This is a genomic window from Mycobacterium sp. NGS45, assembly GCF_059812645.1.
On the sequence record NZ_JCALDB010000004.1, the window covers coordinates 134,115 to 155,433 of the forward strand.

Annotated in this window: 20 protein-coding genes, 1 tRNA gene and 1 pseudogene; 11 read left to right on the forward strand and 11 right to left on the reverse strand. The window is 69.2% G+C overall.

What is annotated here, in order from left to right:
- Nucleotides 1-7: 7 nt before the first annotated feature.
- The gene (locus tag AC5Y3P_RS05720; RefSeq protein ID WP_500044918.1) at nucleotides 8-4,120 is read left to right on the forward strand and encodes a bifunctional nitrate reductase/sulfite reductase flavoprotein subunit alpha; all 4,113 of its coding nucleotides are present in this window, start codon (nucleotides 8-10) and stop codon (nucleotides 4,118-4,120) included.
- 1 nt (nucleotide 4,121) lies between these two features.
- Here AC5Y3P_RS05720 and AC5Y3P_RS05725 read toward each other — a convergent pair whose 3' ends face one another.
- The 4 genes and pseudogenes from AC5Y3P_RS05725 to AC5Y3P_RS05740 form a co-directional block, all read right to left on the reverse strand.
- Nucleotides 4,122-4,613 carry a hypothetical protein gene (locus AC5Y3P_RS05725; RefSeq protein WP_500044919.1) on the reverse strand — a complete coding sequence of 164 codons (492 nt, stop codon included), beginning with the start codon at nucleotides 4,611-4,613 and terminating at the stop codon, nucleotides 4,122-4,124.
- A 6-nt stretch (nucleotides 4,614-4,619) separates the two neighbouring features.
- Entirely contained in the window at nucleotides 4,620-4,934 is a 315-nt protein-coding gene (locus tag AC5Y3P_RS05730; RefSeq protein ID WP_500044920.1) for a helix-turn-helix domain-containing protein, read from the reverse strand.
- A gap of 29 nt (nucleotides 4,935-4,963) precedes the next feature.
- Nucleotides 4,964-5,059 (reverse strand): annotated as a pseudogene (locus AC5Y3P_RS05735) (type II toxin-antitoxin system VapC family toxin); the annotation flags it as partial.
- Between the two features lie 143 nt (nucleotides 5,060-5,202).
- Nucleotides 5,203-5,288, reverse strand: a tRNA-Leu gene (locus tag AC5Y3P_RS05740).
- 141 nt (nucleotides 5,289-5,429) lie between these two features.
- Here AC5Y3P_RS05740 and AC5Y3P_RS05745 point away from each other — a divergent pair.
- Both AC5Y3P_RS05745 and AC5Y3P_RS05750 read left to right on the forward strand, forming a co-directional pair.
- Nucleotides 5,430-6,764: a M20/M25/M40 family metallo-hydrolase gene (locus tag AC5Y3P_RS05745; RefSeq protein ID WP_500044921.1), complete on the forward strand. Its 1,335-nt coding sequence runs from the start codon at nucleotides 5,430-5,432 to the stop codon at nucleotides 6,762-6,764.
- A 45-nt stretch (nucleotides 6,765-6,809) separates the two neighbouring features.
- A complete protein-coding gene (locus AC5Y3P_RS05750) occupies nucleotides 6,810-7,340 on the forward strand; it encodes a YbhB/YbcL family Raf kinase inhibitor-like protein (protein WP_500044922.1) in 531 nt (176 codons plus the stop codon).
- Nucleotides 7,341-7,386: 46 nt separating this feature from the next.
- Here the strand turns inward: AC5Y3P_RS05750 and AC5Y3P_RS05755 are convergent, their stop codons facing one another.
- The 3 genes from AC5Y3P_RS05755 to AC5Y3P_RS05765 are packed head-to-tail and all read right to left on the reverse strand — an operon-like array spanning nucleotide 7,387 to nucleotide 9,817.
- Nucleotides 7,387-8,478, reverse strand: a complete 1,092-nt coding sequence (locus tag AC5Y3P_RS05755) for a quinone-dependent dihydroorotate dehydrogenase (protein WP_500044923.1) — start codon at nucleotides 8,476-8,478, stop codon at nucleotides 7,387-7,389.
- 5 nt (nucleotides 8,479-8,483) lie between these two features.
- A complete protein-coding gene (locus AC5Y3P_RS05760; protein ID WP_500044924.1) occupies nucleotides 8,484-8,747 on the reverse strand; it encodes a DUF5703 family protein in 264 nt (87 codons plus the stop codon).
- Entirely contained in the window at nucleotides 8,744-9,817 is a 1,074-nt protein-coding gene (locus tag AC5Y3P_RS05765; RefSeq protein WP_500044925.1) for a YncE family protein, read from the reverse strand. Before AC5Y3P_RS05765 ends, AC5Y3P_RS05760 begins: the two co-directional genes overlap by 4 nt.
- A gap of 85 nt (nucleotides 9,818-9,902) precedes the next feature.
- On the opposite strand from AC5Y3P_RS05765, the gene AC5Y3P_RS05770 reads away from it, so the two are divergent.
- The 5 genes from AC5Y3P_RS05770 to AC5Y3P_RS05790 are packed head-to-tail and all read left to right on the forward strand — an operon-like array spanning nucleotide 9,903 to nucleotide 13,240.
- Nucleotides 9,903-10,214 carry a hypothetical protein gene (locus AC5Y3P_RS05770; protein ID WP_500044926.1) on the forward strand — a complete coding sequence of 104 codons (312 nt, stop codon included), beginning with the start codon at nucleotides 9,903-9,905 and terminating at the stop codon, nucleotides 10,212-10,214.
- 49 nt (nucleotides 10,215-10,263) lie between these two features.
- The gene (locus AC5Y3P_RS05775) at nucleotides 10,264-11,094 is read left to right on the forward strand and encodes an undecaprenyl-diphosphate phosphatase (RefSeq protein ID WP_500044995.1); all 831 of its coding nucleotides are present in this window, start codon (nucleotides 10,264-10,266) and stop codon (nucleotides 11,092-11,094) included.
- Nucleotides 11,091-11,789, forward strand: a complete 699-nt coding sequence (locus AC5Y3P_RS05780) for a histidine phosphatase family protein (protein WP_500044927.1) — start codon at nucleotides 11,091-11,093, stop codon at nucleotides 11,787-11,789. The genes AC5Y3P_RS05775 and AC5Y3P_RS05780 overlap by 4 nt, the downstream gene beginning before the upstream one ends.
- A 31-nt stretch (nucleotides 11,790-11,820) precedes the next feature.
- Nucleotides 11,821-12,408 (forward strand): DUF3090 domain-containing protein, encoded by a 588-nt coding sequence (locus tag AC5Y3P_RS05785; RefSeq protein ID WP_500044928.1) that lies wholly within the window; start codon nucleotides 11,821-11,823, stop codon nucleotides 12,406-12,408.
- A complete protein-coding gene (locus AC5Y3P_RS05790; RefSeq protein ID WP_500044929.1) occupies nucleotides 12,392-13,240 on the forward strand; it encodes an SCO1664 family protein in 849 nt (282 codons plus the stop codon). Before AC5Y3P_RS05785 ends, AC5Y3P_RS05790 begins: the two co-directional genes overlap by 17 nt.
- Here AC5Y3P_RS05790 and AC5Y3P_RS05795 read toward each other — a convergent pair.
- A complete protein-coding gene (locus tag AC5Y3P_RS05795; protein ID WP_500044930.1) occupies nucleotides 13,237-13,695 on the reverse strand; it encodes an META domain-containing protein in 459 nt (152 codons plus the stop codon). The two genes, AC5Y3P_RS05790 and AC5Y3P_RS05795, sit on opposite strands and share 4 nt — an antisense overlap.
- A 68-nt stretch (nucleotides 13,696-13,763) precedes the next feature.
- On the opposite strand from AC5Y3P_RS05795, the gene AC5Y3P_RS05800 reads away from it, so the two are divergent.
- The 3 genes from AC5Y3P_RS05800 to AC5Y3P_RS05810 are packed head-to-tail and all read left to right on the forward strand — an operon-like array spanning nucleotide 13,764 to nucleotide 16,809.
- The gene (locus AC5Y3P_RS05800) at nucleotides 13,764-14,549 is read left to right on the forward strand and encodes a 3'(2'),5'-bisphosphate nucleotidase CysQ (protein ID WP_500044931.1); all 786 of its coding nucleotides are present in this window, start codon (nucleotides 13,764-13,766) and stop codon (nucleotides 14,547-14,549) included.
- Nucleotides 14,550-14,575: 26 nt separating this feature from the next.
- Nucleotides 14,576-15,817: a cysteine--1-D-myo-inosityl 2-amino-2-deoxy-alpha-D-glucopyranoside ligase gene (gene mshC, locus AC5Y3P_RS05805; protein ID WP_500044932.1), complete on the forward strand. Its 1,242-nt coding sequence runs from the start codon at nucleotides 14,576-14,578 to the stop codon at nucleotides 15,815-15,817.
- Nucleotides 15,814-16,809 carry a patatin-like phospholipase family protein gene (locus AC5Y3P_RS05810; protein WP_500044933.1) on the forward strand — a complete coding sequence of 332 codons (996 nt, stop codon included), beginning with the start codon at nucleotides 15,814-15,816 and terminating at the stop codon, nucleotides 16,807-16,809. The genes mshC and AC5Y3P_RS05810 overlap by 4 nt, the downstream gene beginning before the upstream one ends.
- A 6-nt stretch (nucleotides 16,810-16,815) precedes the next feature.
- Here AC5Y3P_RS05810 and AC5Y3P_RS05815 read toward each other — a convergent pair whose 3' ends face one another.
- From AC5Y3P_RS05815 to treY, 3 genes are all read right to left on the reverse strand, one after another.
- Entirely contained in the window at nucleotides 16,816-17,208 is a 393-nt protein-coding gene (locus tag AC5Y3P_RS05815) for a hypothetical protein (RefSeq protein ID WP_500044934.1), read from the reverse strand.
- Nucleotides 17,209-17,297: 89 nt separating this feature from the next.
- The gene (gene treZ / locus AC5Y3P_RS05820) at nucleotides 17,298-19,046 is read right to left on the reverse strand and encodes a malto-oligosyltrehalose trehalohydrolase (RefSeq protein WP_500044935.1); all 1,749 of its coding nucleotides are present in this window, start codon (nucleotides 19,044-19,046) and stop codon (nucleotides 17,298-17,300) included.
- Complete coding sequence (gene treY, locus AC5Y3P_RS05825) at nucleotides 19,039-21,318, reverse strand: malto-oligosyltrehalose synthase (RefSeq protein WP_500044936.1); 2,280 nt, start codon at nucleotides 21,316-21,318, stop codon at nucleotides 19,039-19,041. The genes treZ and treY overlap by 8 nt, the downstream gene beginning before the upstream one ends.
- Nucleotide 21,319: the final 1 nt, after the last annotated feature.

A 21,319-nucleotide genomic window follows, 5' to 3' on the forward strand; every position in this document is an offset into this window, starting at 1 on the left:
GACGTCGATGACCCAGGCGATTCGCACCGCATGCTCATACTGCGGGGTCGGCTGCGGGATCTCGGTCGAGACCCGCACCGACCCTGGCAGCGGGCTGCCCGTGATCGCTCGGGTGTCCGGAGACAAGCTGCACCCGGCCAACTTCGGCCGGCTGTGCACCAAGGGCGCGACCCACGCCGAAATGATGGCGTCCACCGAGGGGCGGTTGACCTCGGCGCTGCTGCGTCCCTCCCGGGACGCTGATCCGGTCGAGGTCGACGTCGACGACGCGCTGGCCGAGGCGGCCAGCCGCCTGCGGGCCATCATCGACGAGCACGGTCCGGACGCGGTGGCGCTCTACGTGTCCGGCCAGATGTCCTTGGAGGCACAGTATTTGGCCAACAAGCTGGCCAAGGGCTATCTGCGCACCGTGCACATCGAATCCAATTCGCGGTTGTGCATGGCCAGTGCCGGCACCGGTTTCAAGCAGTCGTTGGGCTCGGACGGCCCGCCCGGGTCCTACGCGGACTTCGACGCCAGCAACCTGTTCTTCGTGATCGGGTCCAACATGGCCGACTGTCATCCGATCCTGTACCTGCGCATGGTGGATCGACTCAAGGCCGGTGCCAAGTTGATCGTGGTGGATCCGCGTCGCACCACCACCGCGGAGAGGGCCGATCTGTTCCTGCAGATTCGGCCCGGTACCGATCTGGCACTGCTGAACGGAATCCTGCACCTGCTGGTCGCCGACGGCGCGATCGACGAGCAGTTCATCGCCGAGCACACCGAAGGCTGGGCGGCGATGCCGGAGTTCCTGGCCGACTATCCGCCCGAGCGGGTTGCCGAGATCACCGGGCTGTCGGCGGACGATATCTGCACCGCGGCAGCCATGATCGCCGCGGCGGGGGACTGGATGACGTGCTGGACCATGGGTTTGAACCAGAGCACGCACGGCACCTGGAACACCAACGCGATCTGCAACCTGCACCTGGCCACCGGCGCCATCTGCCGCACCGGGTCCGGTCCGATGTCGCTGACCGGCCAACCCAACGCCATGGGTGGCCGCGAAATGGGTTACATGGGACCGGGTTTGCCGGGTCAGCGGTCGGTACTATCCGCTGCCGACCGGGCCTTCGTCGAGGCGCAGTGGGACCTGGAACCGGGCACCATCCGCACCGACGTGGGGCCCGGCACCATCGAGATGTTCGATCAGATGCGGGCCGGCGCCATCAAGGCGGTCTGGATCGTTTGCACCAATCCGGTTGCCACCGTGGCCAACCGGGACAATGTGATCGACGGTCTACGCTCCGCCGAGTTGGTGATCACCCAGGATGCCTACGCCGACACCGCGACCAATGCCTACGCCGACATCGTGTTGCCGGCCGCGTTGTGGGCCGAGGCCGATGCGGTGATGGTCAACTCCGAACGCAACCTGACCTTGTTGACGCAGTCGGTTCCGCCGCTCGGGGACTCGCGGCCGGACTGGGAACTGATCTGCGGGGTGGCCCAGCGTCTGGGGTTCGGTGACCATTTCGACTACAAGTCCAGTGAGCAGATCTTCGACGAGATCCGCCGCTTCCACAATCCGTTGACCGGGTACGACCTGCGCGGAGCCAGCTATGAGCGGCTGCGGGAGACCCCGCTGCAGTGGCCGTGCCCACCCGAGTTCGGCCCCGACGGCAGCCCGGGTGATCTCGATGACCGGCATCCGATCCGCTACCTCAACGACGGGGTGTCCCAGGAGCTGTTCGTGCACGCCGACGGGCACCGGCCGCGGCTGGCCTTCGCCACCGCGTCGCGGCGCGCGGTCTTCCATCCGCGCCCGCACATGGAAGCCGCCGAGCTGCCCGACGACGACTACCCGATGGTGCTGAACACCGGTCGGCTGCAACATCAGTGGCACACCATGACCAAGACCGGAACGGTGGCCAAGCTCAACAAGCTCAACGGTGCGCCCTTCGTGGAGATTCACCCCGACGACGCCGGCCGGCTCGGTGTCAGTGCAGGCATGAACGTGGAGATCCGGTCCCGGCGCGGGAGTGCGGTGTTGCCGGCTCAACTCACCGATCGGGTGCGGCCCGGCAACCTGTGGGCGCCGTTCCACTGGAACGACACCCACGGCGCGCAACTCAACATCAACGCGGTCACCAACGATGCGGTGGATCCGACCTCCCTGCAGCCGGAGTACAAAGTGTGCGCGGTGGCGCTGGCACCGGTCGCCGCACCGCCGGTGACTGCCGCACCGGCGACCGCGACCATAGCCGGACTGCTGCCGGTCGGTGCGCCCGAGTTCACCGAGGACGAAAAGCTGTACCTGTCGGCGTTTCTCACCGGCGTCGAACAGGGCCTGCCCGGAGTCCCGGTACTGCCGGCCGGCGCGCCGGTGGGTACCCGCACGCGGCTGTGGGTCGATGGTCTGCTGGCCGGTATGCGCTCCCGGCTGGACTCCGGGGTGCCACTGGCGCCCGCGGCCGTTGCCGCACCCACCCAGGTCGCCGCACCCGCCCCGGCCGCCGGGCCGCTGCTGCTGTGGGCCTCGCAGACCGGCAACGCCGAGGAGATCGCCGCAACACTCGGCGGCCGGCTGAGCGGTGCGCGGCTGCAAGCGCTCGACGACGTCGCACTGTCCGACCTGGCCGTGGCCGGCGACGTCGTGATCGTCACCAGCACGTTCGGTGACGGCGGACCGCCGGACAACGGCGCGGACTTCTGGACTCGACTCAGTTCCCCGGATGCCCCGTCCCTGGCGGCTGTGCGTTTCATGGTGCTCGGCATCGGTGACCGCGCCTATGACGACTTCTGCGGTTACGCCAAGGCGCTCGACGCCCGGCTGGCCGAACTGGGCGCCACCCGACTCATCGCTCGTGCCGACCACGAGGTGTACGACGACGACGCGCTGACCCAGTGGTCGGACAACGTCGTCACGCTGCTGGCGGAGTCGGGCAGCGCCACGGCGGTTCCGGCGGTGAATACCGCGGTCTCGCCGGTCGCCACAGTTGCACCCGCTGCGTCCAGCTCGAATGTGCCCGCGGTCTTCACCCGAACCCGACCTGTCCCGGCCCCGTTGACCCGCAACGTGCGGCTGACGCCGGCGAGCGCGGCAAAAGAGGTGCGGCAGTTCGGTTTCGACATCAGTTGCCATGACGTGCAGTACTCGACCGGGGATTCGTTGGGCGTCTACGTGGCCAACAATCCGGTGGTGGTCGACGAATGGCTGGCCGCCACCGGGCTCTCCGGGGAGGTCAACGTCGTCGTCGACGGTGCGGTCAAGGCGCTGCGTCAGGCGCTCACCTCGCACTACGACATCTGCAAGGTGACGCCCAACCTGCTGGACTTCGTGGCCGAGCACAGTTCGAACCGCTCCGCGAAGCGGCTGCGTCGCCGCGACAATCTGGACAAATGGCTGGCCGGCCGCAACGCCCTGGATGTGGTGCGCGAGTTCGGAGTCCGGGCCGATCCCGAGGAGTGGCAGCAGGTGCTGGTGCGGCTGACCCCGCGGCAGTACTCGATCTCGTCGAGCCCGCTGGTGCACCCCGACGAGATCCACTTGACCGTCTCGGTGCTGCGCTACCGCAACCCGGACGGGGCGGCGCGTGGTGGGGTGGCCTCGACCTATCTCGCCGACCTGCCCGATGGCACTGCGGCGCAGGTGTTCCTGCAGCGTTCCCCGCACTTCCGCCCGCCGGCTGAGTCCGCAACCCCGATGATCATGGTGGGGCCGGGTACCGGGATTGCACCGTTCCGCGGCTTCCTGCAGGAGCGCCGCGCGCTCGGGCACGCCGGGGCCAACTGGTTGTTCTTCGGTGATCAGCATCGGGCGCAGAACTTCTACTACCAGTCCGAACTCGAGGAATGGCACAGCGACGGGTTCCTGACCCGACTGGATCTGGCGTTCTCCCGGGATCAGTCCAAACGAATCTATGTGCAGCACAAGATGAAACAGGCCGGTGCCGAACTGTGGCGCTGGCTGCAGGAGGGCGCCCACTTCTACGTGTGCGGAGATGCCGCGCGGATGGCCAAGGACGTGGACGCCACCTTGTCCGACATCATCCGCACGCACGGCGGCATGAGCGAAGAGGCGGCCCGCGACTACAAACGCGAACTGATCGCCGAGAAGCGCTACGTGCGCGACGTCTACTAGTTCAGTTCGAATCTGGTTGCGCCAGGATCTCGCGCAGGGTGGGGAGTACGCGCTGATCTTTTGGCCGATTGGCGGCTTGCTTGGACCTGATGACGTCGGCCAGCGATGCGATCCGGACGGTGAGGCCGTAGATCTGCGCGTCCGAGGCGTCGCGTCGAAGATCCGGATAGCCCTGAGTGCCCGCGGGTTCGAAATTGAGATCGAGATCGCCGGCATCGGTGACGAGGTTCCAGGTCCGCGCGGCGGCCAGCGAAGCGGCGTCGTAGGCGAACGGAAGCCCAGTGGGCTCAGACTCGGTCCGGATCCGGGCGTTGAGTTCTCGCAGCGCGGCGGCGAGTCGGTCGAGATTGGCGTGGTCGGTCTGCGGGGTGATGTCGGCGTCCTCGGTGGGGAACGGTGAGCCGTGGTAGACGGCGGCGAGCCCTCCGATGAGCACGTAGATGACGCCGTGGCGATGTAGCGCCTGCAGTAGACGCTCGAGGTCGAGTTCCATTGCCGGTCACTTCGCGGCGCGCAGCGCAGATAGCTGACGCGTGAGCCGGGCATGGCGGTCGAGGCGTTGCTGTCCGGTCAGGCCGGCCAGGCGGCGAGCTTGCGCCGCATCGCTGTCATCGGCGGGGACCAGCATGATCTCCAGGTCGAAGCCGCACAACCGAACAAGGCGGCGAACGTCGTTGAGGCTGATGGCGGTGCGGCCTGATTCCCAGCGCGCCACGACGGGCTGCACCGTGCCTGCGCGTTCGGCCAGTTCGCGTTGAGTCAGCGCGGCGCGCTTGCGCGCTTCTCGAACAAGATCACCACCGTAACTACTCATGTGATGAATTATAGCAGATCTGCTATGCAATCGGCCCCGATCGAAAAATCGGGTGCCAGCGAGCTCCCGGTCGCGGTGGTGAGAAGTTTGACGAATGCGCTGGCGTCGAAGTAGACGAGCGGCACCGGTCAGCGGCGCTGGTCGCTGACCCGGTCAGACACCGGCCGCCGCGGTCACGGATACATCCACACCGTGATCCGTACGCTCACCGAACCGCGATTTGTACACGTGACTGGGTGCGGCATTACCACCATGTCGCTAACTTTTGTGTCCGAGGGGGGACTTGAACCCCCACGCCCGTTAATAGGGCACTAGCACCTCAAGCTAGCGCGTCTGCCATTCCGCCACTCGGACCTGCGACCCCTCGACAGGGGCAGCTAAGGCTATCGGATCACACCGGGTTGACCCAAACCGAACCTCGGGTTGGATGGTAGGAAAGGAAGACCGGGATCTTGAGCACCTCGGTGCTGACCAGACTGATTGAGAAAGGCGATCGTGACCACACCGCCGCGGGCCGTCGACGAGGTCGTCGACCTGGTCAGCACCTTGATCCGGTTCGACACCTCCAACACCGGCGAACTCGCGACCACCAAGGGTGAGGCCGACTGTGCCCGCTGGGTCGCCGCGCAGCTCGAAGAGGTGGGATATCAGACCACCTACGTGGAATCCGGTGCTCCGGGCCGGGCCAACGTGTTCGCGCGGCTACCCGGCGCCGATCCCGACCGCGGCGCGCTGCTGATCCACGGGCACCTCGACGTGGTGCCGGCCGAGGCGGCCGACTGGAGTGTGCACCCGTTCTCCGGCGCGGTCGAAGACGGCTACGTCTGGGGCCGCGGCGCGGTCGACATGAAGAACATGGTCGGGATGATGATCGCGGTGGCCCGGCAGTTCAAACGCGACGGCGTGGTCCCGCCGCGTGAGCTGGTGTTCGCGTTCGTCGCCGACGAGGAGGCCGGCGGCAACTACGGCGCCAAGTGGCTGATCGACCAGCGCCCCGATCTGTTCGACGGGATCACCGAGGCGGTCGGCGAAGTCGGTGGCTTCTCGCTGACCGTGCCCCGGCGCGACGGTGGTGAGCAGCGGCTCTACCTGATCGAGACGGCCGAGAAGGGCATGCTGTGGATGCGCCTGAAGGCGCGTGGTCGCGCCGGGCACGGCTCCATGGTGCATCCGGACAACGCCGTCACCGCGGTCGCCGAGGCGGTGGCCAAGCTGGGCCGGCACCAGTTCCCGATCGTGGTGCGCCCCGCGGTCGCCGAGTTCCTGACCGCAGTCTCCGAGGCGACCGGCTACGAGTTCGACCTGGATTCGCCGGACCTCGACGGCATGATCGCCAAGCTGGGTGGCATCGCGCGGATCGTCGGTGCCACCTTGCGCGACACCGCCAACCCCACCATGCTGAGCGCCGGATACAAGGCCAATGTGATTCCGGGCAGCGCCGAGGCCGTGCTGGACTGCCGCGTGGTACCCGGCCGGCAGGCCGCCTTCGAACGCGAGGTCGACGAGATCATCGGTCCGGACGTGACCCGCGAGTGGGTGACCGAACTGCCGTCGTACGAAACCACATTCGACGGTGAGTTGGTGGACGCCATGAACGCCTCGCTGCTGACCGTCGACCCGGACGCGCGCACCGTGCCCTACATGCTGTCCGGCGGCACCGATGCAAAGCACTTCGCGCGGTTGGGGATTCGCTGCTTCGGCTTCATTCCGCTGCGGCTGCCCCCGGAACTGGACTTCGCGGCGCTGTTCCACGGCGTCGACGAGCGAGTCCCGGTGGACTCGCTGGTGTTCGGCGCCGAGGTGCTCGACCACTTCCTGCGCAACTGTTGAGATGAACCCCTGCCCAGCAGGACCAATTGAAAGGATCCCGTTGCCATGGCATTTCCCTACGATCCCTACTCGTTTCTGCCCGAGCTGCCCAGCTTCACCCTGACCTCGGAATCCTTCGACGACGGCGGGGCCTGGGGCAAGCCGCAGGTCAGTGGGATCTTCGGGGCCGGGGGAGAGGACGTCTCACCGCAGCTGAGCTGGTCGGGCTTCCCCGAGGAAACCCGCAGCTTCGCGGTCACGGTCTATGACCCCGACGCACCGACGGCTTCCGGATTCTGGCACTGGGCGGTGGCCAACCTGCCGGCCACCACCACCGAGTTGCCCGCCGGTGTCGGCGACGGCAGCCTGCTGCCCGGTGACGCGCTCACCCTGGCCAACGACGCCGGCCTGCGCCGGTTCTTGGGCGCCGCCCCGCCGGCCGGGCACGGCCCGCACCGCTACATCTGCGTGGTGCACGCGGTCGGTGTGGAGAAGCTCGAAATCGGTGACGACGCCACGCCGGCCTTCCTGGGGTTCAACCTGTTCCAGCACGCGATCGCCCGGGCGGTCCTCACCGGCACCTACGAACAGAAGTAACGCCCGGGGCTGCCCGCCCGTGTGCGGCGGGCAGCCCACCGGCAGATCAGCGCGCAGCCGAGCCGACGGCTTCGGACAGCGACGCGAACCCGCCGTCGTGCAGTCGCTGCGCCAGGCCGTCGTGAATGCGCTTGGCCCACAGGCCACCGCCGTAGACGAAGCCGGTGTAGCCCTGCAGCAGCGCGGCACCTGAGATGATCCGCTCCCAGGCGTCGTCGGCGGTCTCGATACCGCCGACGCTGATCAGCGCCAACCGGTTCCCGACGCGGGCATACAAGCGGCGCAGCACTTCCAGTGAGCGGGCTGCGACCGGGGGGCCGGAGATCCCACCGGAGCCCAGGTCGTGCACGCCGGGGGTGCGCAGCCCGGCCCGCGACACCGTGGTGTTGGTCGCCACGATGCCGGCCAGGCCCAACTCCAGCGCGAGGTCCGCGATCTCGTCGACGTCGTCGTCGGACAGATCCGGTGCGATCTTGACCAGCACCGGCACCGGCGTCGAACCCGCGGCCGTTGCGGCGACCTGGGTCTCGTCGAGCACGCCGGCCAGGATCGGTCGCAGCGACGCGACAGCCTGCAGATCGCGCAGGCCCGGGGTGTTCGGCGAGCTGACGTTGACCACCAGGTAGTCGGCCAGCGGGCCGAGCAGTCGGGCGCTGGCCCGGTAGTCGTCGACGGCCTGCTCGGGCGGGGTGGTCTTGGTCTTGCCGATGTTCACCCCGATCGGGATGGTGGGCCGGTGCCGGGCCAGTTGCAGCGCCAGGTCGCCGGCGCCGTGGTTGTTGAAACCCATCCGGTTCAGCAGCGCCCGGTCGTCCGGCAGCCGGAACAGCCGAGGTTTCGGGTTGCCCGGCTGCTCGCGAGCGGTCACGGTGCCCACCTCGGCGTAGCCGAAGCCCAACGCGGCCCAGGTGTCCAGGCCCAGACCGTCCTTGTCGAACCCGGCGGCCAGCCCGAGCGGAGCCGGGAACCGCACCCCGAACACCGTACTGGCCAGCACCGGGTCGGTGGGCGCCAGCGCGCGCTGCAGGCCGCGTCGGGTCGGCCCGGTTGCGGTGGCGGCGCGCAGTCCGGCGAAGACCACGGTGTGGATGCGTTCGGGTGGCACGGCGAACATCGCCGCGCGTAGCGCTCGGTACATCGTCTCTACAGCTCCGGTAGGGCGTCGGCGTGTGGATTGGTCACGCGGGATTTCTTGCGGCGCAACAACACTCGCCGACTGCCGTCGGTGTACAGCCGGACCTTGGTCAGCTCCCAGCCGCGGTACTCGGCCTCGATGGACAGCCGGGTGGACGCGGTCAGCCGGGTGACGTCCGGCGGCAGTCGCAGCGGTACCCAGTCGTAGTCGTCGGACAGTTCATGGTCCCAGCCCGCGGGCAACCGCGCCAGTCGCGCGCGACCGGAATTCATCGGCCCTCCGAGGCGCGTTCGATGACCTGGATCCCGGCACCGTCGCCCGACGCCACGTACAGCGTGTCGGTGGCGTCGTCGTAAGCCAGCACGTCGGGTTGCCGCACAGTCGGGTAACGCACCTCTTCGGTGGGGATGCCAGTGGCTAGATGGTAGCCAACCACCTCGTTGGTTGCGGTTTTCGACACCCAGGTCAGCCGATCGGATCCGGCCAGCCCGTACGGCGCGTCGCCGACCGGGTAACGCTGCCGCAGCATCAGCGGATCCACCCCGAACACCAGCAACTGGCCGGTGCGCGGGTCGGCGACCAACGCCCGCCCCGCCGGGTCGACCACCAGCGTGGTGGCGCCGTCCCCGGCCCGCAGCGCCTGCAGGGTGGCACCGTCGGTGCCCAGGGTGGTCACCGACGTCTGGCCGCGGTCCAACACCAAGGTGGTATTGCCCTGGGCGGCAAGCGAATCCACCCGCGCGAAGATCTTCACCCGGTGTTCGACGGCGGCGCCGTCGTCGTTCAGGATGCACACCGCGCCGTCGGCGGTGCCGAGCACCAGCCGGCCGTCGGCGCGCCGGGTGATCGCGGTGAAGTCGGTCTGGTCCTGGTCGGCAATCCCGACCCGCGCGGCCGCCCAGGCGCGCAGATCGACGGTGAAGTAACCGCCCCGGGTGGCCAGATACGCGGTGCCCGCGCCGTCGGTGACCAGCGCGCCGGCCGGTCCCGGCAACTCCAGCAGCTCGGCCTGAGCAGCCCCGGAAACACCGGAAAGCCGCGCGAGCCGCGCCGACGCACCCGGATCAGGCCCGGGTAGCAGCACCACCAGCGTGTCGGTGCCGGCGTCGAAACCCGCCGCCGAAACCGGGGCCCCCAGCTCGACGATGCGCCCGGCCGCAGCGGCCGCGGTCGGCGGTGACACCGCGGCCGAGCCCGGCGTGATGGTGGGCGGCGGCACATCGATGGTCTCCGAGGAGCAGCCGGGCAAGACCGCCAGCAGGGCCACCGCAGCGCCGGCCACAAGCCGTCGAACTGGGGATTTGGGCTGGTGTGCCAAGGTCTGACTCTCGTTGGGCGACATTCCGCGACCGGGTCGCGCGGGGTGAGGAAACTCTATCGGTCCCCAATGACCGCGACTTCCAGCGGTCGGCGGTATGGTCGGGCTCATGACGCTGGCAGCCGATTCCGACGCCGACGGCGAAGACGTCAACTTCGAGGACATCTCCACTGGCATCAACGCCAGCGGGTTCGGCGAGATCTCCGACGGCCGCAGTTTCTCCTTCCACATCGAGCACGGCGAACTCGTCGTCGAGGTGTATCGACCCCGCCGCTCCGACCCGGTGCCGCAAGAAGAGGACGTGGTGGCCCGGGCCACCCGCGGGCTGGTCGAAATCGACCTGAACGACGAGCGCAGCCTGAGCGCGGCGGTGCGCGACGCGCTGGCCACCGCGCAGCCGGTGCCGCGCCCGGCTCGCTGAGCCACCCGGATCAGCTCACGGTAGGTTCGTGGCCGTGGAAGTGGCGGCGATGTCCTGGCTGCAGGTCGTCGTCTTGTCGATCGTGCAGGGTCTGACCGAGTTTCTCCCGGTGTCGTCCTCGGGTCACCTGGCGATCACCTCACAACTGTTCTTCGACGGCGACGCCGGCGCGTCGTTCACCGCGGTCGTGCAGATCGGTACCGAACTGGCGGTGCTGCTCTATTTCGCCGGTGACATCGGGCGCATCGTGCGGGCGTGGTTCGCCGGCCTCACCGACCCGGACCGACGCACCCCGGACTACTGGCTGGGCTGGTGGGTGATCATCGGCACGGTGCCGATCGGGGTGTTCGGCTTCACCCTGCAGCACTTCATCCGAGACGACATCCGCAACCTGTGGATCATCGCCACCGCCCTGATCGTCTTCTCGTTCGTGATCGCCGCCGCCGAATACTTCGGCAAACAGACCCGGGATATCCAGCAGTTCACCTGGCGGGACAGCCTGATCGTCGGATCGGCCCAGGCGCTGGCGCTGATCCCCGGTGTGTCGCGGTCCGGGGTCACCATCAGCACCGGCTTGTTCCTCGGCCAGAAACGTGAGGCCGCCGCGCGCTTCGGCTTCCTGCTGGCCATCCCGGCGGTGCTGGGCTCCGGGCTCTACGAACTGCGGCACGTCTTCGAGCCCGGGACCACCGGGATGAGTGCGACGGCGGCACAGATCCTGGTCGGCACCCTGATCGCGTTCGCGGTGGGCTTCGCAGCGGTCAGTTGGTTCCTGAAGTTCCTGGTGCGGCACAGCATGTACTGGTTCGTCGGCTACCGGGTGGCGCTCGGCGCGCTGGTGCTCGCCTTGCTCGGTACGGGGGTGCTCAGCGCGACATGACCGTCATCCTGCTGCGGCACGGCCGCTCCACCTCCAACACCGCGCACACGCTGGCCGGCCGGTCCGAGGGCGTCGACCTCGACGACGTCGGCCGCGGCCAGGCCGCAGCGCTGGTCGACCGGCTGGCCGGGTTGCCGATCAAGGCGCTGGTGCGTTCGCCGCTGCTGCGGTGTGAGCGCACGCTTGAGCCGCTGGCCGGCGCGCTGGAACTGCAGCCGTTGGTGGACGCCGCGATCACCGAGGTCGATTACGGCGACTGGACCGGCCGCCCGCTGGCCGACCTGGTCAAAGAACCACTGTGGAAGGTGGTGCAGCAGCAGCCCAGCGCGGCGATCTTCCCGGGCGGTGAGGGGCTCGCGCAGGTGCAGGCCCGTGCGGTGGCCGCGGTCCGCAGCCACGACCGGCGGCTGGCCGAACAGCACGGCGCCGACGTGCTGTGGGTGGCCTGCACGCACGGCGACGTGATCAAGTCGGTGCTCGCCGACGCGCTCGGTCTGCACCTCGACGGTTTCCAGCGCATCGTCGCCGACACCGCGTCCTGCAGTGTGATCCGCTACACGCCGGTGCGCTCGTTCGTCGTGCACGTCAACCACACCGGACCTGCCCTGGCGTCGGCGTTGAGCGCCGCGCCGGCCGAGCCGACCGACCGCGCGGCACCGGCCGGGGACGCCGTCGTCGGCGGCTCGACGGACTGAACTGGTTCCAGCCGGGTATTTTGGAAGAGCCATGGCCCGCTCGATTCACGTCTTCCGCAGTCCCGACCGCTTCGTGGCCGGGACCGTCGGGGAGCCCGGAAACCGCACCTTCTACCTGCAGGCGGTGCACGAAGCCCGGGTGGTGTCGGTGGTTCTGGAGAAGCAACAGGTCGAGGTACTCGCCGATCGGATCGGCGCGTTGCTGCTGGAGGTGAACCGGCGGTTCGGGACCCCGCTGCCGCCGGAAGGCGCCGAAGTCGAGGACCTCGGGCCGCTGCAGACGCCGGTGGACGCCGAGTTCAGGGTCGGCACCATGGGGCTGGGCTGGGATTCCGAGGCGCAGACCGTGGTGGTCGAACTGCTCGCGGTCAGCGACACCGAGTTCGACGCCTCAGTGGTGCTCGACGACGCCGAGGAGGGCCCCGACGCGGTGCGGGTGTTCTTGAGCCCGGATTCGGCACGGCAGTTCGCCAACCGCTCGCAGCGGGTGATCTCGGCGGGTCGCCCGCCGTGCCCGCTGTGCGACGAGCCGCTGACCCCGGAGGGCCACGTGTGTGTGCGCACCAACGGGTACCGGCGGGCCGAATCGCTCGATACCGACGATGACGAACAAGGCTGAACTCGGCCGCGCCGACCTCGAGGTGCTGCGCGACGGCGGGTTGACGGTGCTGGGCCGGATCCGGTCCGCTTCCAACGCCACCTTCCTGTGCGAGGCCGAGCTGGCCGGTCGCACCCTGCACTGCGTGTACAAGCCGATCGCCGGTGAGCAGCCGCTGTGGGACTTCCCGGACGGCACGCTGGCCGGCCGGGAGCTGGCCACCTTCTTGGTGTCCCAGCGGCTGGGCTGGAACATCGTGCCGCACACCGTGATTCGTGACGGACCGGCCGGTTCCGGGATGCTGCAGTGCTGGGTGGACCAGCCCGGTGACACGCCCGACGACGACGACGGCGACGCGAACGCCGCCGAGGCTGCGCAGCTGGATCTGGTGGACCTGGCCCCGGCCGATCAGCTGCCGGTCGGCTATCTACCGGTGCTGCGGGCCTACGACCACACCGGCACCGAGGTGCTGCTGATCCACGCCGACGATGACCGGCTGCGCCGGATGGCGGTGTTCGACGTGCTGGTCAACAATGCCGACCGCAAGGGCGGGCACATCCTGGCCGGTGTGGACGGTGGCGTGTACGGCGTGGATCACGGACTGTGTCTGCACGTCGAGGACAAGCTGCGCACCGTGCTGTGGGGCTGGGCCGGCAAGCCGGTCGACGACGACATCCTGGCCGACGTCGCCGGTCTGCTCGACGCGCTCGACGACGGCTGGTCGGATCAGCTGACCGAGCTGATCACCGCCGACGAGATCAGCGCGCTGCGTACCCGCGCGGCCGAGCTGTTGGAATCCCCGGTGATGCCCGGCCCGGACCGGCGCCGCCCGATCCCGTGGCCGGCCTTCTAAACGCCTGGCTGCCAGATCAGCACGCCGCCGTCGGCCTGCTGGTTCATCTGTAGCTTGTCGTCGACGAACTCATAGCCGCGGACCTCGGCCAGCGCCGCGCCCACCTGGTTGTCCAACGACGGCTGCGGGCACAGCATCTGGGTGACCGCGATCGGCCCGAATTCCAGCGTGCCGGACATCCCGTCGTCGGCTGGGGCCACCGTGTAGCCGCCGTTGCCGCGGTTGCAGTCCAGCAGGAAAAACGCCCGGCCCTCGTCGGAGAACTCGACGGTGAACTTGGTCGGGTCCGGCACCTCGATGGTGCCCTGCGCGTCGTCGCCGGAGCGCAGCGAGATCAGTTGCCAGCTGGTGCCGGCCAACGAACGCGGCTCCTCGGCGCCCGCACAGCCGGCCAGCACGAGCGAAAACGCCACGGCGACCAGCATGCTGAGCGTCGTGCGCAACGTTGTGAGCATGTTCGCAATCTACCGTCGCGGCGTACCCGGACGCCGGGTCATCGGGCTCAGCGGTGGATACTGGGTCGGTGAGTGCGGCAACCGAAGACGACGCGGAGCTTTCCGACGCGGCGTTGGCCGCCAAGTTGGCCGCCGAGGCCGGTGAGTTGCTGCTGGCGATGCGCGACGAGGTCGGCTACGACTATCCGTGGATGCTCGGCGATGCCGGCGACGCGCGCGCCAACGAACTCCTACTGAGTCGACTGGCCGTGCAGCGGCCAAACGATGCGGTGCTGTCCGAGGAGGCCCCTGACGATCTGCTGCGGCTGCGCGCTGAGCGGGTCTGGATCATCGACCCGGTCGACGGCACCCGCGAATACTCCATCCCGTACCGCGAGGACTGGGCGGTGCACATCGCGTTGTGGCAGCGCGACGGCCACCCCGACGGCCGGATCACCGACGCCGCGGTCGCGCTGCCGGCCCGCGGCGAGGTGTACCGCTCCGACACCGTGGTCGCCGGACCGCGCGTCGACCCGAGCGCACCGATTCGGATCACCGCGAGCGCCAACCGGCCGCCGGCAGTGCTGTACCGGATCGCCGAACAGATGGACGTCGAATTCGTCCGGATCGGCTCGGCCGGGGCCAAGGCGATGGCCGTGGTGCGCGGCGACGTCGACGCCTACGTGCACGCCGGTGGGCAGTGGGAATGGGATTCGGCGGCCCCGGCCGGGGTGGTGCTGGCGGCCGGTTTGCACGCCTCCCGGATCGACGGTTCGCCCATGCTCTACAACCGTCCGGACCCGTATCTGCCCGATCTGCTGATGTGCCGGCCGGAACTGGCCGGCATATTGCTGGCCGCCATCGGGTTGGGCTAGACATGGCACCGAATAGAGTCCAACGCATGCAATCGTGGTCGGCGACCCCCGTTCCGGAACTGGCGGGCCGTGGCCCCGGGCTACGGCTCTACGACAGCGCCGACCGGCAGGTGCGCCCGGTGTCACCCGGGCCGACGGCCACCATGTACGTCTGCGGCATCACCCCGTATGACGCCACCCACCTCGGGCACGCCGCCACCTACCTGGCATTCGACCTGGTGTACCGGCAGTGGCTCGACGCCGGCCACGACGTGCACTACGTACAGAACGTCACCGACGTCGACGATCCGCTGTTCGAACGCGCCGAGCGCGACGGCATCGACTGGCGTGAGCTCGGCGACCGGGAAACCCAGCTGTTCCGCGAGGACATGGCCGCGCTGCGGGTGCTGCCGCCGCGCGACTATGTGGCCGCCACCGACACCATCGACGAGGTCATCGAACTGGTCGAGAAGATGCTGGCCGCCGGCGCGGCCTACGTCGTCGACGACCCGCAGTATCCGGACATCTACTTCCGCGCCGAAGCCACGCCGCAGTTCGGCTACGAATCCAACTATGACCACGCCACCATGCGGGAGTTGTTCGCCGAGCGGGGCGGTGACCCGGACCGGGCCGGTAAGGCCGACGAACTCGACGCGCTGCTGTGGCGCGCGGCTCGCCCCGGCGAGCCGAGCTGGGAGTCCCCGTTCGGGCCGGGCCGGCCGGGCTGGCACGTGGAGTGTTCGGCGATCGCGCTGAACCGGCTCGGCATGGGTTTCGACGTCCAAGGCGGCGGCAGCGACCTGATCTTCCCGCACCACGAGTTCTCCGCCGCGCACGCCGAGGCCGCGACCGGGGCGCGTCGGTTCGCCCGGCACTACGTGCACGCCGGGATGATCGGCTGGGACGGCGCCAAGATGTCCAAGAGCCTGGGCAACCTGGTGCTGGTGTCGGCGTTGCGCGCCGACGGCGTGGACCCGAATGCGATCCGGCTCGGCCTGTTCGCCGGGCACTACCGGGCCGACCGGTACTGGAGTCCGGCGGTGCTCGACGAAGCCCTGGGTCGGCTGGCGCGCTGGCGACAGGCCACCGCACTGCCGGCCGGCCCGGATGCCGGCGATCTGTTGACCCGGCTGCGCCGCTATCTGGCCGATGACCTGGACACCCCGAAAGCCCTTGCCGCCGTGGATGCCTGGTGCACCGACGCGCTGGAGTACGGCGGCCACGATCCGGCGTCGCCGGCCCTGGTCGCCACCGCGGTCGATGCGCTGCTGGGCGTCGCGCTGTCATGACCAAACGCGCCGACCTGGTCCTGTCCGGTGGTGGCGTCAAGGGCATCGGCTTGGTCGGCGCGGTGGCCGCGCTGATCGACGCCGACTATGCGCCGCAACGCATTTCGGGTACCTCGGCCGGGGCGCTGGTGGGTGCGGTGCTGGCCGCGGCGGTGCAGGCCGGGCAAGCCGACGTGCAGCGGCTGACCGCGCTGGCGATGGACATCGACTATCGGGCCTGGCTGGATCAGGGCCCGCTGGAACGCATTCCGCTGCTCGGTCCGGCCTGGGGTGTGCTGTCCGGGGACGGCATCTATCGCGGCGACGCACTGCACCGCTGGGTGAGCAGCAGGCTGGCCGACTTCGGGGTACAGACCTTCGCCGATCTGGCCATCGAGGCACCCGAACTGCCCGCCGAGCAGCGTTACCGGCTGGTGGTGACGGTCGCCGATGTCACGCTGGGACAACTGATCCGGCTGCCCTGGGACTATCAGCGGGTCTATGGCCTGGACCCGGACACCCAGTCGGTGGCTGATGCGGTGCGGGCCTCGACGGCCATCCCGTTCTTCTACCGGCCGGCCACCCTGGAACACGCCGACGGCAGCACCTCGACCCTGGTTGACGGTGGGTTGCTGTCCAACTTCCCGCTCGACTCGCTGGACCGCACCGACGGCCAACCACCGCGCTGGCCCACGTTCGGGGTGACGCTGATGCCGGATCTGCCCAGCGGCAACGAGCAGGTGATCCCGGCGCTGCGGTTACTGCACAAGTTCACCCCGCCGACGCTGCTCGAGCAGGTGGTCACCACCATCCTGGTGGGCCGCGATCAGGCCTACCTGAACCAGCCGTGGGTGGCGGCCCGTGCCATCCGGGTCGGCACCGACGACGTCGGCGTGCTCGAGTTCGACCTGTCCGAGCCGCAGAAACGCGCGCTGTACGACGACGGGTTCGGCGCAGCCGCCGATTTCCTGTCCGGCTGGGACTTCGCCGACTACACCGCGCGGTTCCGCTGAGCCGACTCAAAACGCCACGATGGCTTGATCATTCGCGCCGAACAGCGGCTCCATCGGAATGCCGAACTGATCGGCGGCGTCGGTGAGCAAAGCCGCCCAACGCCGGTCCCGTTCGGTCAACGGACCAGCACCGGGCCGGGCCAGCAGCGCCGCGACGGTGAAACCCGCGCCGAAATCAGCCAGGAATTCCGGCAGCACCGAATCGAACATGTCGGAGAGCACGCTCATGCGCGGCCGGGCCGGCAACGGCAGATCGAGCAGCACTTTGACGAAGCAGCGGTCCGGGCCGACGAAACAGAAGTGCGCCATTCGACGGTAGTAGCCGAACGGACCCATCAGGGCACGCCAGCGTTGACCCAGATCGGCAGTGGAGTAGATCGGATCGGTCGCGGTTTCCAACGGGGGGACGGGACAATGGTGAGTGATCATGCGCGCCAGCGTGCACCGGTTGCCGCGACGGCGTGTACCGCCATCCACAGGCCCCTCGATCAGGCGCTGCGCAGCACCGCGAAGGAATGCCCGTCCAGGGTGCAGCTCTGCGGATCCAGGCGGGGCCGCTCCCAGGCGTAGATCACCTCGCCGGTGACCGGGACGACCGCGGGATCGGCCCCCAGGTTGGCCACGATGCGCAGCGCACCGCGGGTCAACACGATCCAGCGGGCCTGCTCGTCGAAGGTGACCTCGAGGTGGTCGAGCCGGAAGTCGGCCAGATCCGGTTCGGTGCGGCGCAGCGTGATCAGGTCGCGGTAGCAGGCCAACGTCCGGGCGTGCTGACCGGAAACCCGTTCTTCCCAATCCAGTTTGGAGCAGATGAAGGTCTGCTCGTCCTGCGGGTCGGGCACCTCGTCGGCATCCCAGCCGTGTTCGGCGAACTCGGCCTTGCGGCCCTCCCGGGTGGCCTCGGCCAGCTCCGGCTCCGGATGCGAACTGAAGAACCGGAACGGTGTCGAGGCGGCCCACTCCTCGCCCATGAACAGCATCGCGGTGAACGGGCTGAGCAGCGCCAGCGCCGCGCTGACCGCGAGCTGGCCGGCGGTCAGATACGCCGTCGGCCGATCCCCCAGCGCCCGGTTGCCGACCTGGTCGTGCGTGCAGGTGTAGGCCAACAGCCGCGAACCCGGGATGGTGGCGGTGTCCAACGGCCGACCGTGCCGGCGGCCCCGGAACGACGAGTAGGTGCCGGCGTGGAAGAAGCCGTTGCGCAGGGTATCGGCCAAAGTCTGCAGGGAGCCGAAATCGGCGTAGTAGCCCTGCCGCTCACCGGACACCGCGGTGTGCAGCGCGTGGTGGATGTCGTCGTCCCACTGCGCGGTCAAACCGTAGCCACCGTCCTCGCGCGGGGTGATCAGCCGCGGGTCGTTGCGGTCGCTTTCGGCGATCAGGGCCAGCGGCCGGCCGAGTTCGGCTGCCAGCGCCTCGGTTTCGGCGGCCAGTTCTTCGAGGATGTGGATCGCGGTGGTGTCGATCAAGGCGTGTACCGCATCCAGGCGCAGGCCGTCGACTCCGAAGTCGCGCATCCAGCGCAGCGCGCAGTCGATGATGTAGCGGCGGACCTGGTCGGATCCGGCGTCGGCGATGTTGATGCCCTCACCCCACGGGTTGTTGACCGAGGACAGGTACGGCCCGAACCGGGGCAGGTAGTTGCCGGACGGCCCCAGGTGGTTGAACACCACATCGATCAGCACCCCGAGCCCGCGGGCGTGGCAGGCGTCGACGAACCGCACCAGCCCGTCCGGGCCGCCGTAGGGTTCGTGCACGGCGTACCACAGCACGCCGTCGTAACCCCAGCCGCGCGGACCGGCGAACGCGTTGACCGGCATCAGCTCGACCAGGTCGATACCCAGATCGACCAGCAGGTCCAGCTTTTCGATCGCGGCGTCGAAGGTGCCCGCGGGCGTGAAGGTTCCGATGTGCAACTCGTAGATCACCGCACCGGGCACCGACTTCCCGGCCCAGTCGGCGTCGGTGCGTTGCGCAGTGGCCGGATCCCACAGCGCCGAGGGTTCGTGCACCCCGTCGGGTTGGCGCGGCGAGCGGGGATCGGGCAGCACGGTCGGGTCGTCGTCGAGGACGAACCCGTACCGGACGCCCGGCGCGGCCGGCAGCGTGGCGCGCCACCACCCGTCGTCAGTGCGGGTCATCGGGTGGGTCGTGCCGTCCAGATGCAGTTGCACCCGCTCGGGCCGCGGTGCCCACACCGCGAATTCGTGTTGCTCAGCCCCCGGTAGCTCAGTCATCGTCACGCACCAGCAGCGCCACCGGCAACGGCGTGAACAGTTGTTCGGCGAGCACGCGACCCTCGAACCGCCGGTCGCCGATCCGGTCGGTCCAGCTGCCCGGCGGCAGGCGCAAAGCGGTGTCACCCCAACCAGATTCGGCCAGATGCACCGAGTGCCGGGTGGCGGCCACCACGACGTCGGCACCGCGGCCGAACGCAACCAGGTGCCCCGACGACGTGCCGTCGGCCAGCAGCGGGGTGTAACCCCCGGCCAGGAAGGTGTCCGGGCGTTCACGGCGCAGCCGCAGCGCAGCCCGAACCACGGCCAGCTTCGGATGTGTGCCGGCGGCCAGCGCGGCGCGCTGGGCGGCGTAGTCGACCGGGCGGCGGTTGTCCGGATCCACCAGGCTGTCCTCCCACAGTTCGGTGCCCTGATAGACGTCCGGGACGCCAGGGACGGTGAGCGCCAACAGTTTCTGGCCCAGGGCGTCGTTGTGCGCGTGCGGCGCCAGCGATCTGGTGAGCGCCGACAAACCGGCGCCCACCGGCCCGTCGAGCACTTCGTCGACCCAGGTGTGCATGGCGGCCTCGAATTCGGTGTCCGGTTCCGACCACGCGGTGTGCACCCCGGACTCCCGGATCGCCTTCTCGGTGTAGCCATGCAGCCGGGTCCGCAACTCGTCGTCGACCGCGCCGTTTTCCGGCCAGACCCCGAAGAAGTTCTGGCACAGGAACAATCCGGTCGCGGGATCCGGGCACGGGGTACTGGCGGCCCAGTCGGCGACCAGCTCGGTCCACAGCCCGGGCACCTGGGACAGCACCCCGATCCGGGCCCGAACGTCCTCACCGCGTTTGGTGTCGTGCGTGCTCAACGTGATCATCGCCGACGGCCAGTGCCGGGCGCGTTGGGCGGCGGCCTGGTGGAACTCGGCCAGCCCGACCCCGAACCGGTCCGGTTCACCGCCGACCTCGTTGAGCGACACCAGCCGCGGATCCCGGTAGAACAGCTGGTCTTCGACCGCCTTGGCGGTCATCGCGCCGCACAGCTGCTGCAGCCTCGCGGCCGGCTCCGGTTGCTGCAGTCCGGCCACCAGCACCGCCAGCGGCTCGGCCAGCTGCGGGGCGGCCCCCGCGGTTTCGGCCAGCGCAGTGGGCAGCACTGCGTCCAGGCCGCGGTAGTCGCTGCGGTACACCGGCACCCGGGTCAGCAGTTCGGTGATCGCCTCGGTCAGCAGCGGGTGCGTGCGGCCGGTGCCGGCCGTGACGGCCCGGCACAGCCGGGCCAGTTCGCTGCCCAGGGTGTCGCGGGCGGCTGAGCGTTTGCAGTCGGCCAGCAGGGCGGGCACCGCGGCCGGGAAGCCGGATTGTTCGGCCAGCGCGGTCAGGGCCGGTGCGCCGGCCGGATCCAGGAACAGCCCACCGATTTCGCGCAGCGCGTCGTAGCCGGTGCTGCCCTGCACCGGCAGGCCGGGATCCAGCGTTTCGTCGACGGCCAGGATCTTCTCGACCACCAGGTAGGCGTCGGGTCCGATCAGCTCGCGCAGTCGGGTCAGATACTGGCCCGGATCGGTCAGGCCGTCGGGGTGGTCGATGCGCAAACCGTCGACCAGCCCATCCTCGAACCAGCGGCGCACCTCGCGGTGGCTGGCCTCGAAGACCCGCGGGTCCTCCTGACGCAGCCCGGCCAACGACGTGATCGAGAAGAACCGGCGGTAGCCGCACACCCCGGTGCGCCAATCCGTCAACCGGTAGTGCTGCCGGTCGTGCACCTGCGCGCCGGTGCCCGACCCGGTGCCCGGCGCGATCGGGAAGCTGCGCTCACCCAGCCGCAGCCGATCACCGTCGACCGTCAAGGCCTCCACGTCGTCGGCAGAACCCAGCACCGGCAACAGGATTCGTCCATCCGGGTCGGCCGACCAGTCGATGTCGAAGAACTCGGCGTAGGCCGAGGCGCGGCCGTGCATCAGCACGTCCCACCACCACGGATTCTGCTCGGGCACTTCGACACCGACGTGGTTGGGCACGATGTCGACGATCAGGCCGAGCCCGCGCCGGTGCGCGGCGGCGGCCAACGCCGCCAACCCGTCCGGGCCGCCCAGCTCGGCCGACACCGTGGTCGGGTCGGTGACGTCGTAGCCGTGCGTGGAGCCGCGGGTCGCGGTCAGGATGGGGGACAGGTACAGATGCGAGACCCCGAGTTCGGCCAGGTAGTCCAGCAGCGCCTCGGCGTCGGCGAAGGTGAAGCAGTCGCCGCGCAGCTGCAGCCGATAGGTGGACAGGACCGGGCGCATG

What these genes read in the sequence shown, in the direction of transcription:
- AC5Y3P_RS05750 (WP_500044922.1), top strand. Translation starts at nt 6,810, where the DNA reads ATGGCATTTCCCTACGATCCCTACTCGTTTCTGCCCGAGCTGCCCAGC.
- AC5Y3P_RS05810 (WP_500044933.1), top strand. Translation starts at nt 15,814, where the DNA reads ATGACCAAACGCGCCGACCTGGTCCTGTCCGGTGGTGGCGTCAAGGGC.
- AC5Y3P_RS05755 (WP_500044923.1), bottom strand. Translation starts at nt 8,478, where the DNA reads ATGTACCGAGCGCTACGCGCGGCGATGTTCGCCGTGCCACCCGAACGC.
- AC5Y3P_RS05725 (WP_500044919.1), bottom strand. Translation starts at nt 4,613, where the DNA reads ATGGAACTCGACCTCGAGCGTCTACTGCAGGCGCTACATCGCCACGGC.
- mshC (WP_500044932.1), top strand. Translation starts at nt 14,576, where the DNA reads ATGCAATCGTGGTCGGCGACCCCCGTTCCGGAACTGGCGGGCCGTGGC.
- AC5Y3P_RS05775 (WP_500044995.1), top strand. Translation starts at nt 10,264, where the DNA reads ATGTCCTGGCTGCAGGTCGTCGTCTTGTCGATCGTGCAGGGTCTGACC.
- treY (WP_500044936.1), bottom strand. Translation starts at nt 21,318, where the DNA reads ATGCGCCCGGTCCTGTCCACCTATCGGCTGCAGCTGCGCGGCGACTGC.
- AC5Y3P_RS05720 (WP_500044918.1), top strand. Translation starts at nt 8, where the DNA reads ATGACCCAGGCGATTCGCACCGCATGCTCATACTGCGGGGTCGGCTGC.
- treZ (WP_500044935.1), bottom strand. Translation starts at nt 19,046, where the DNA reads ATGACTGAGCTACCGGGGGCTGAGCAACACGAATTCGCGGTGTGGGCA.
- AC5Y3P_RS05765 (WP_500044925.1), bottom strand. Translation starts at nt 9,817, where the DNA reads ATGTCGCCCAACGAGAGTCAGACCTTGGCACACCAGCCCAAATCCCCA.
- AC5Y3P_RS05760 (WP_500044924.1), bottom strand. Translation starts at nt 8,747, where the DNA reads ATGAATTCCGGTCGCGCGCGACTGGCGCGGTTGCCCGCGGGCTGGGAC.
- AC5Y3P_RS05770 (WP_500044926.1), top strand. Translation starts at nt 9,903, where the DNA reads ATGACGCTGGCAGCCGATTCCGACGCCGACGGCGAAGACGTCAACTTC.
- AC5Y3P_RS05785 (WP_500044928.1), top strand. Translation starts at nt 11,821, where the DNA reads ATGGCCCGCTCGATTCACGTCTTCCGCAGTCCCGACCGCTTCGTGGCC.
- AC5Y3P_RS05790 (WP_500044929.1), top strand. Translation starts at nt 12,392, where the DNA reads ATGACGAACAAGGCTGAACTCGGCCGCGCCGACCTCGAGGTGCTGCGC.
- AC5Y3P_RS05730 (WP_500044920.1), bottom strand. Translation starts at nt 4,934, where the DNA reads ATGAGTAGTTACGGTGGTGATCTTGTTCGAGAAGCGCGCAAGCGCGCC.
- AC5Y3P_RS05795 (WP_500044930.1), bottom strand. Translation starts at nt 13,695, where the DNA reads ATGCTCACAACGTTGCGCACGACGCTCAGCATGCTGGTCGCCGTGGCG.
- AC5Y3P_RS05780 (WP_500044927.1), top strand. Translation starts at nt 11,091, where the DNA reads ATGACCGTCATCCTGCTGCGGCACGGCCGCTCCACCTCCAACACCGCG.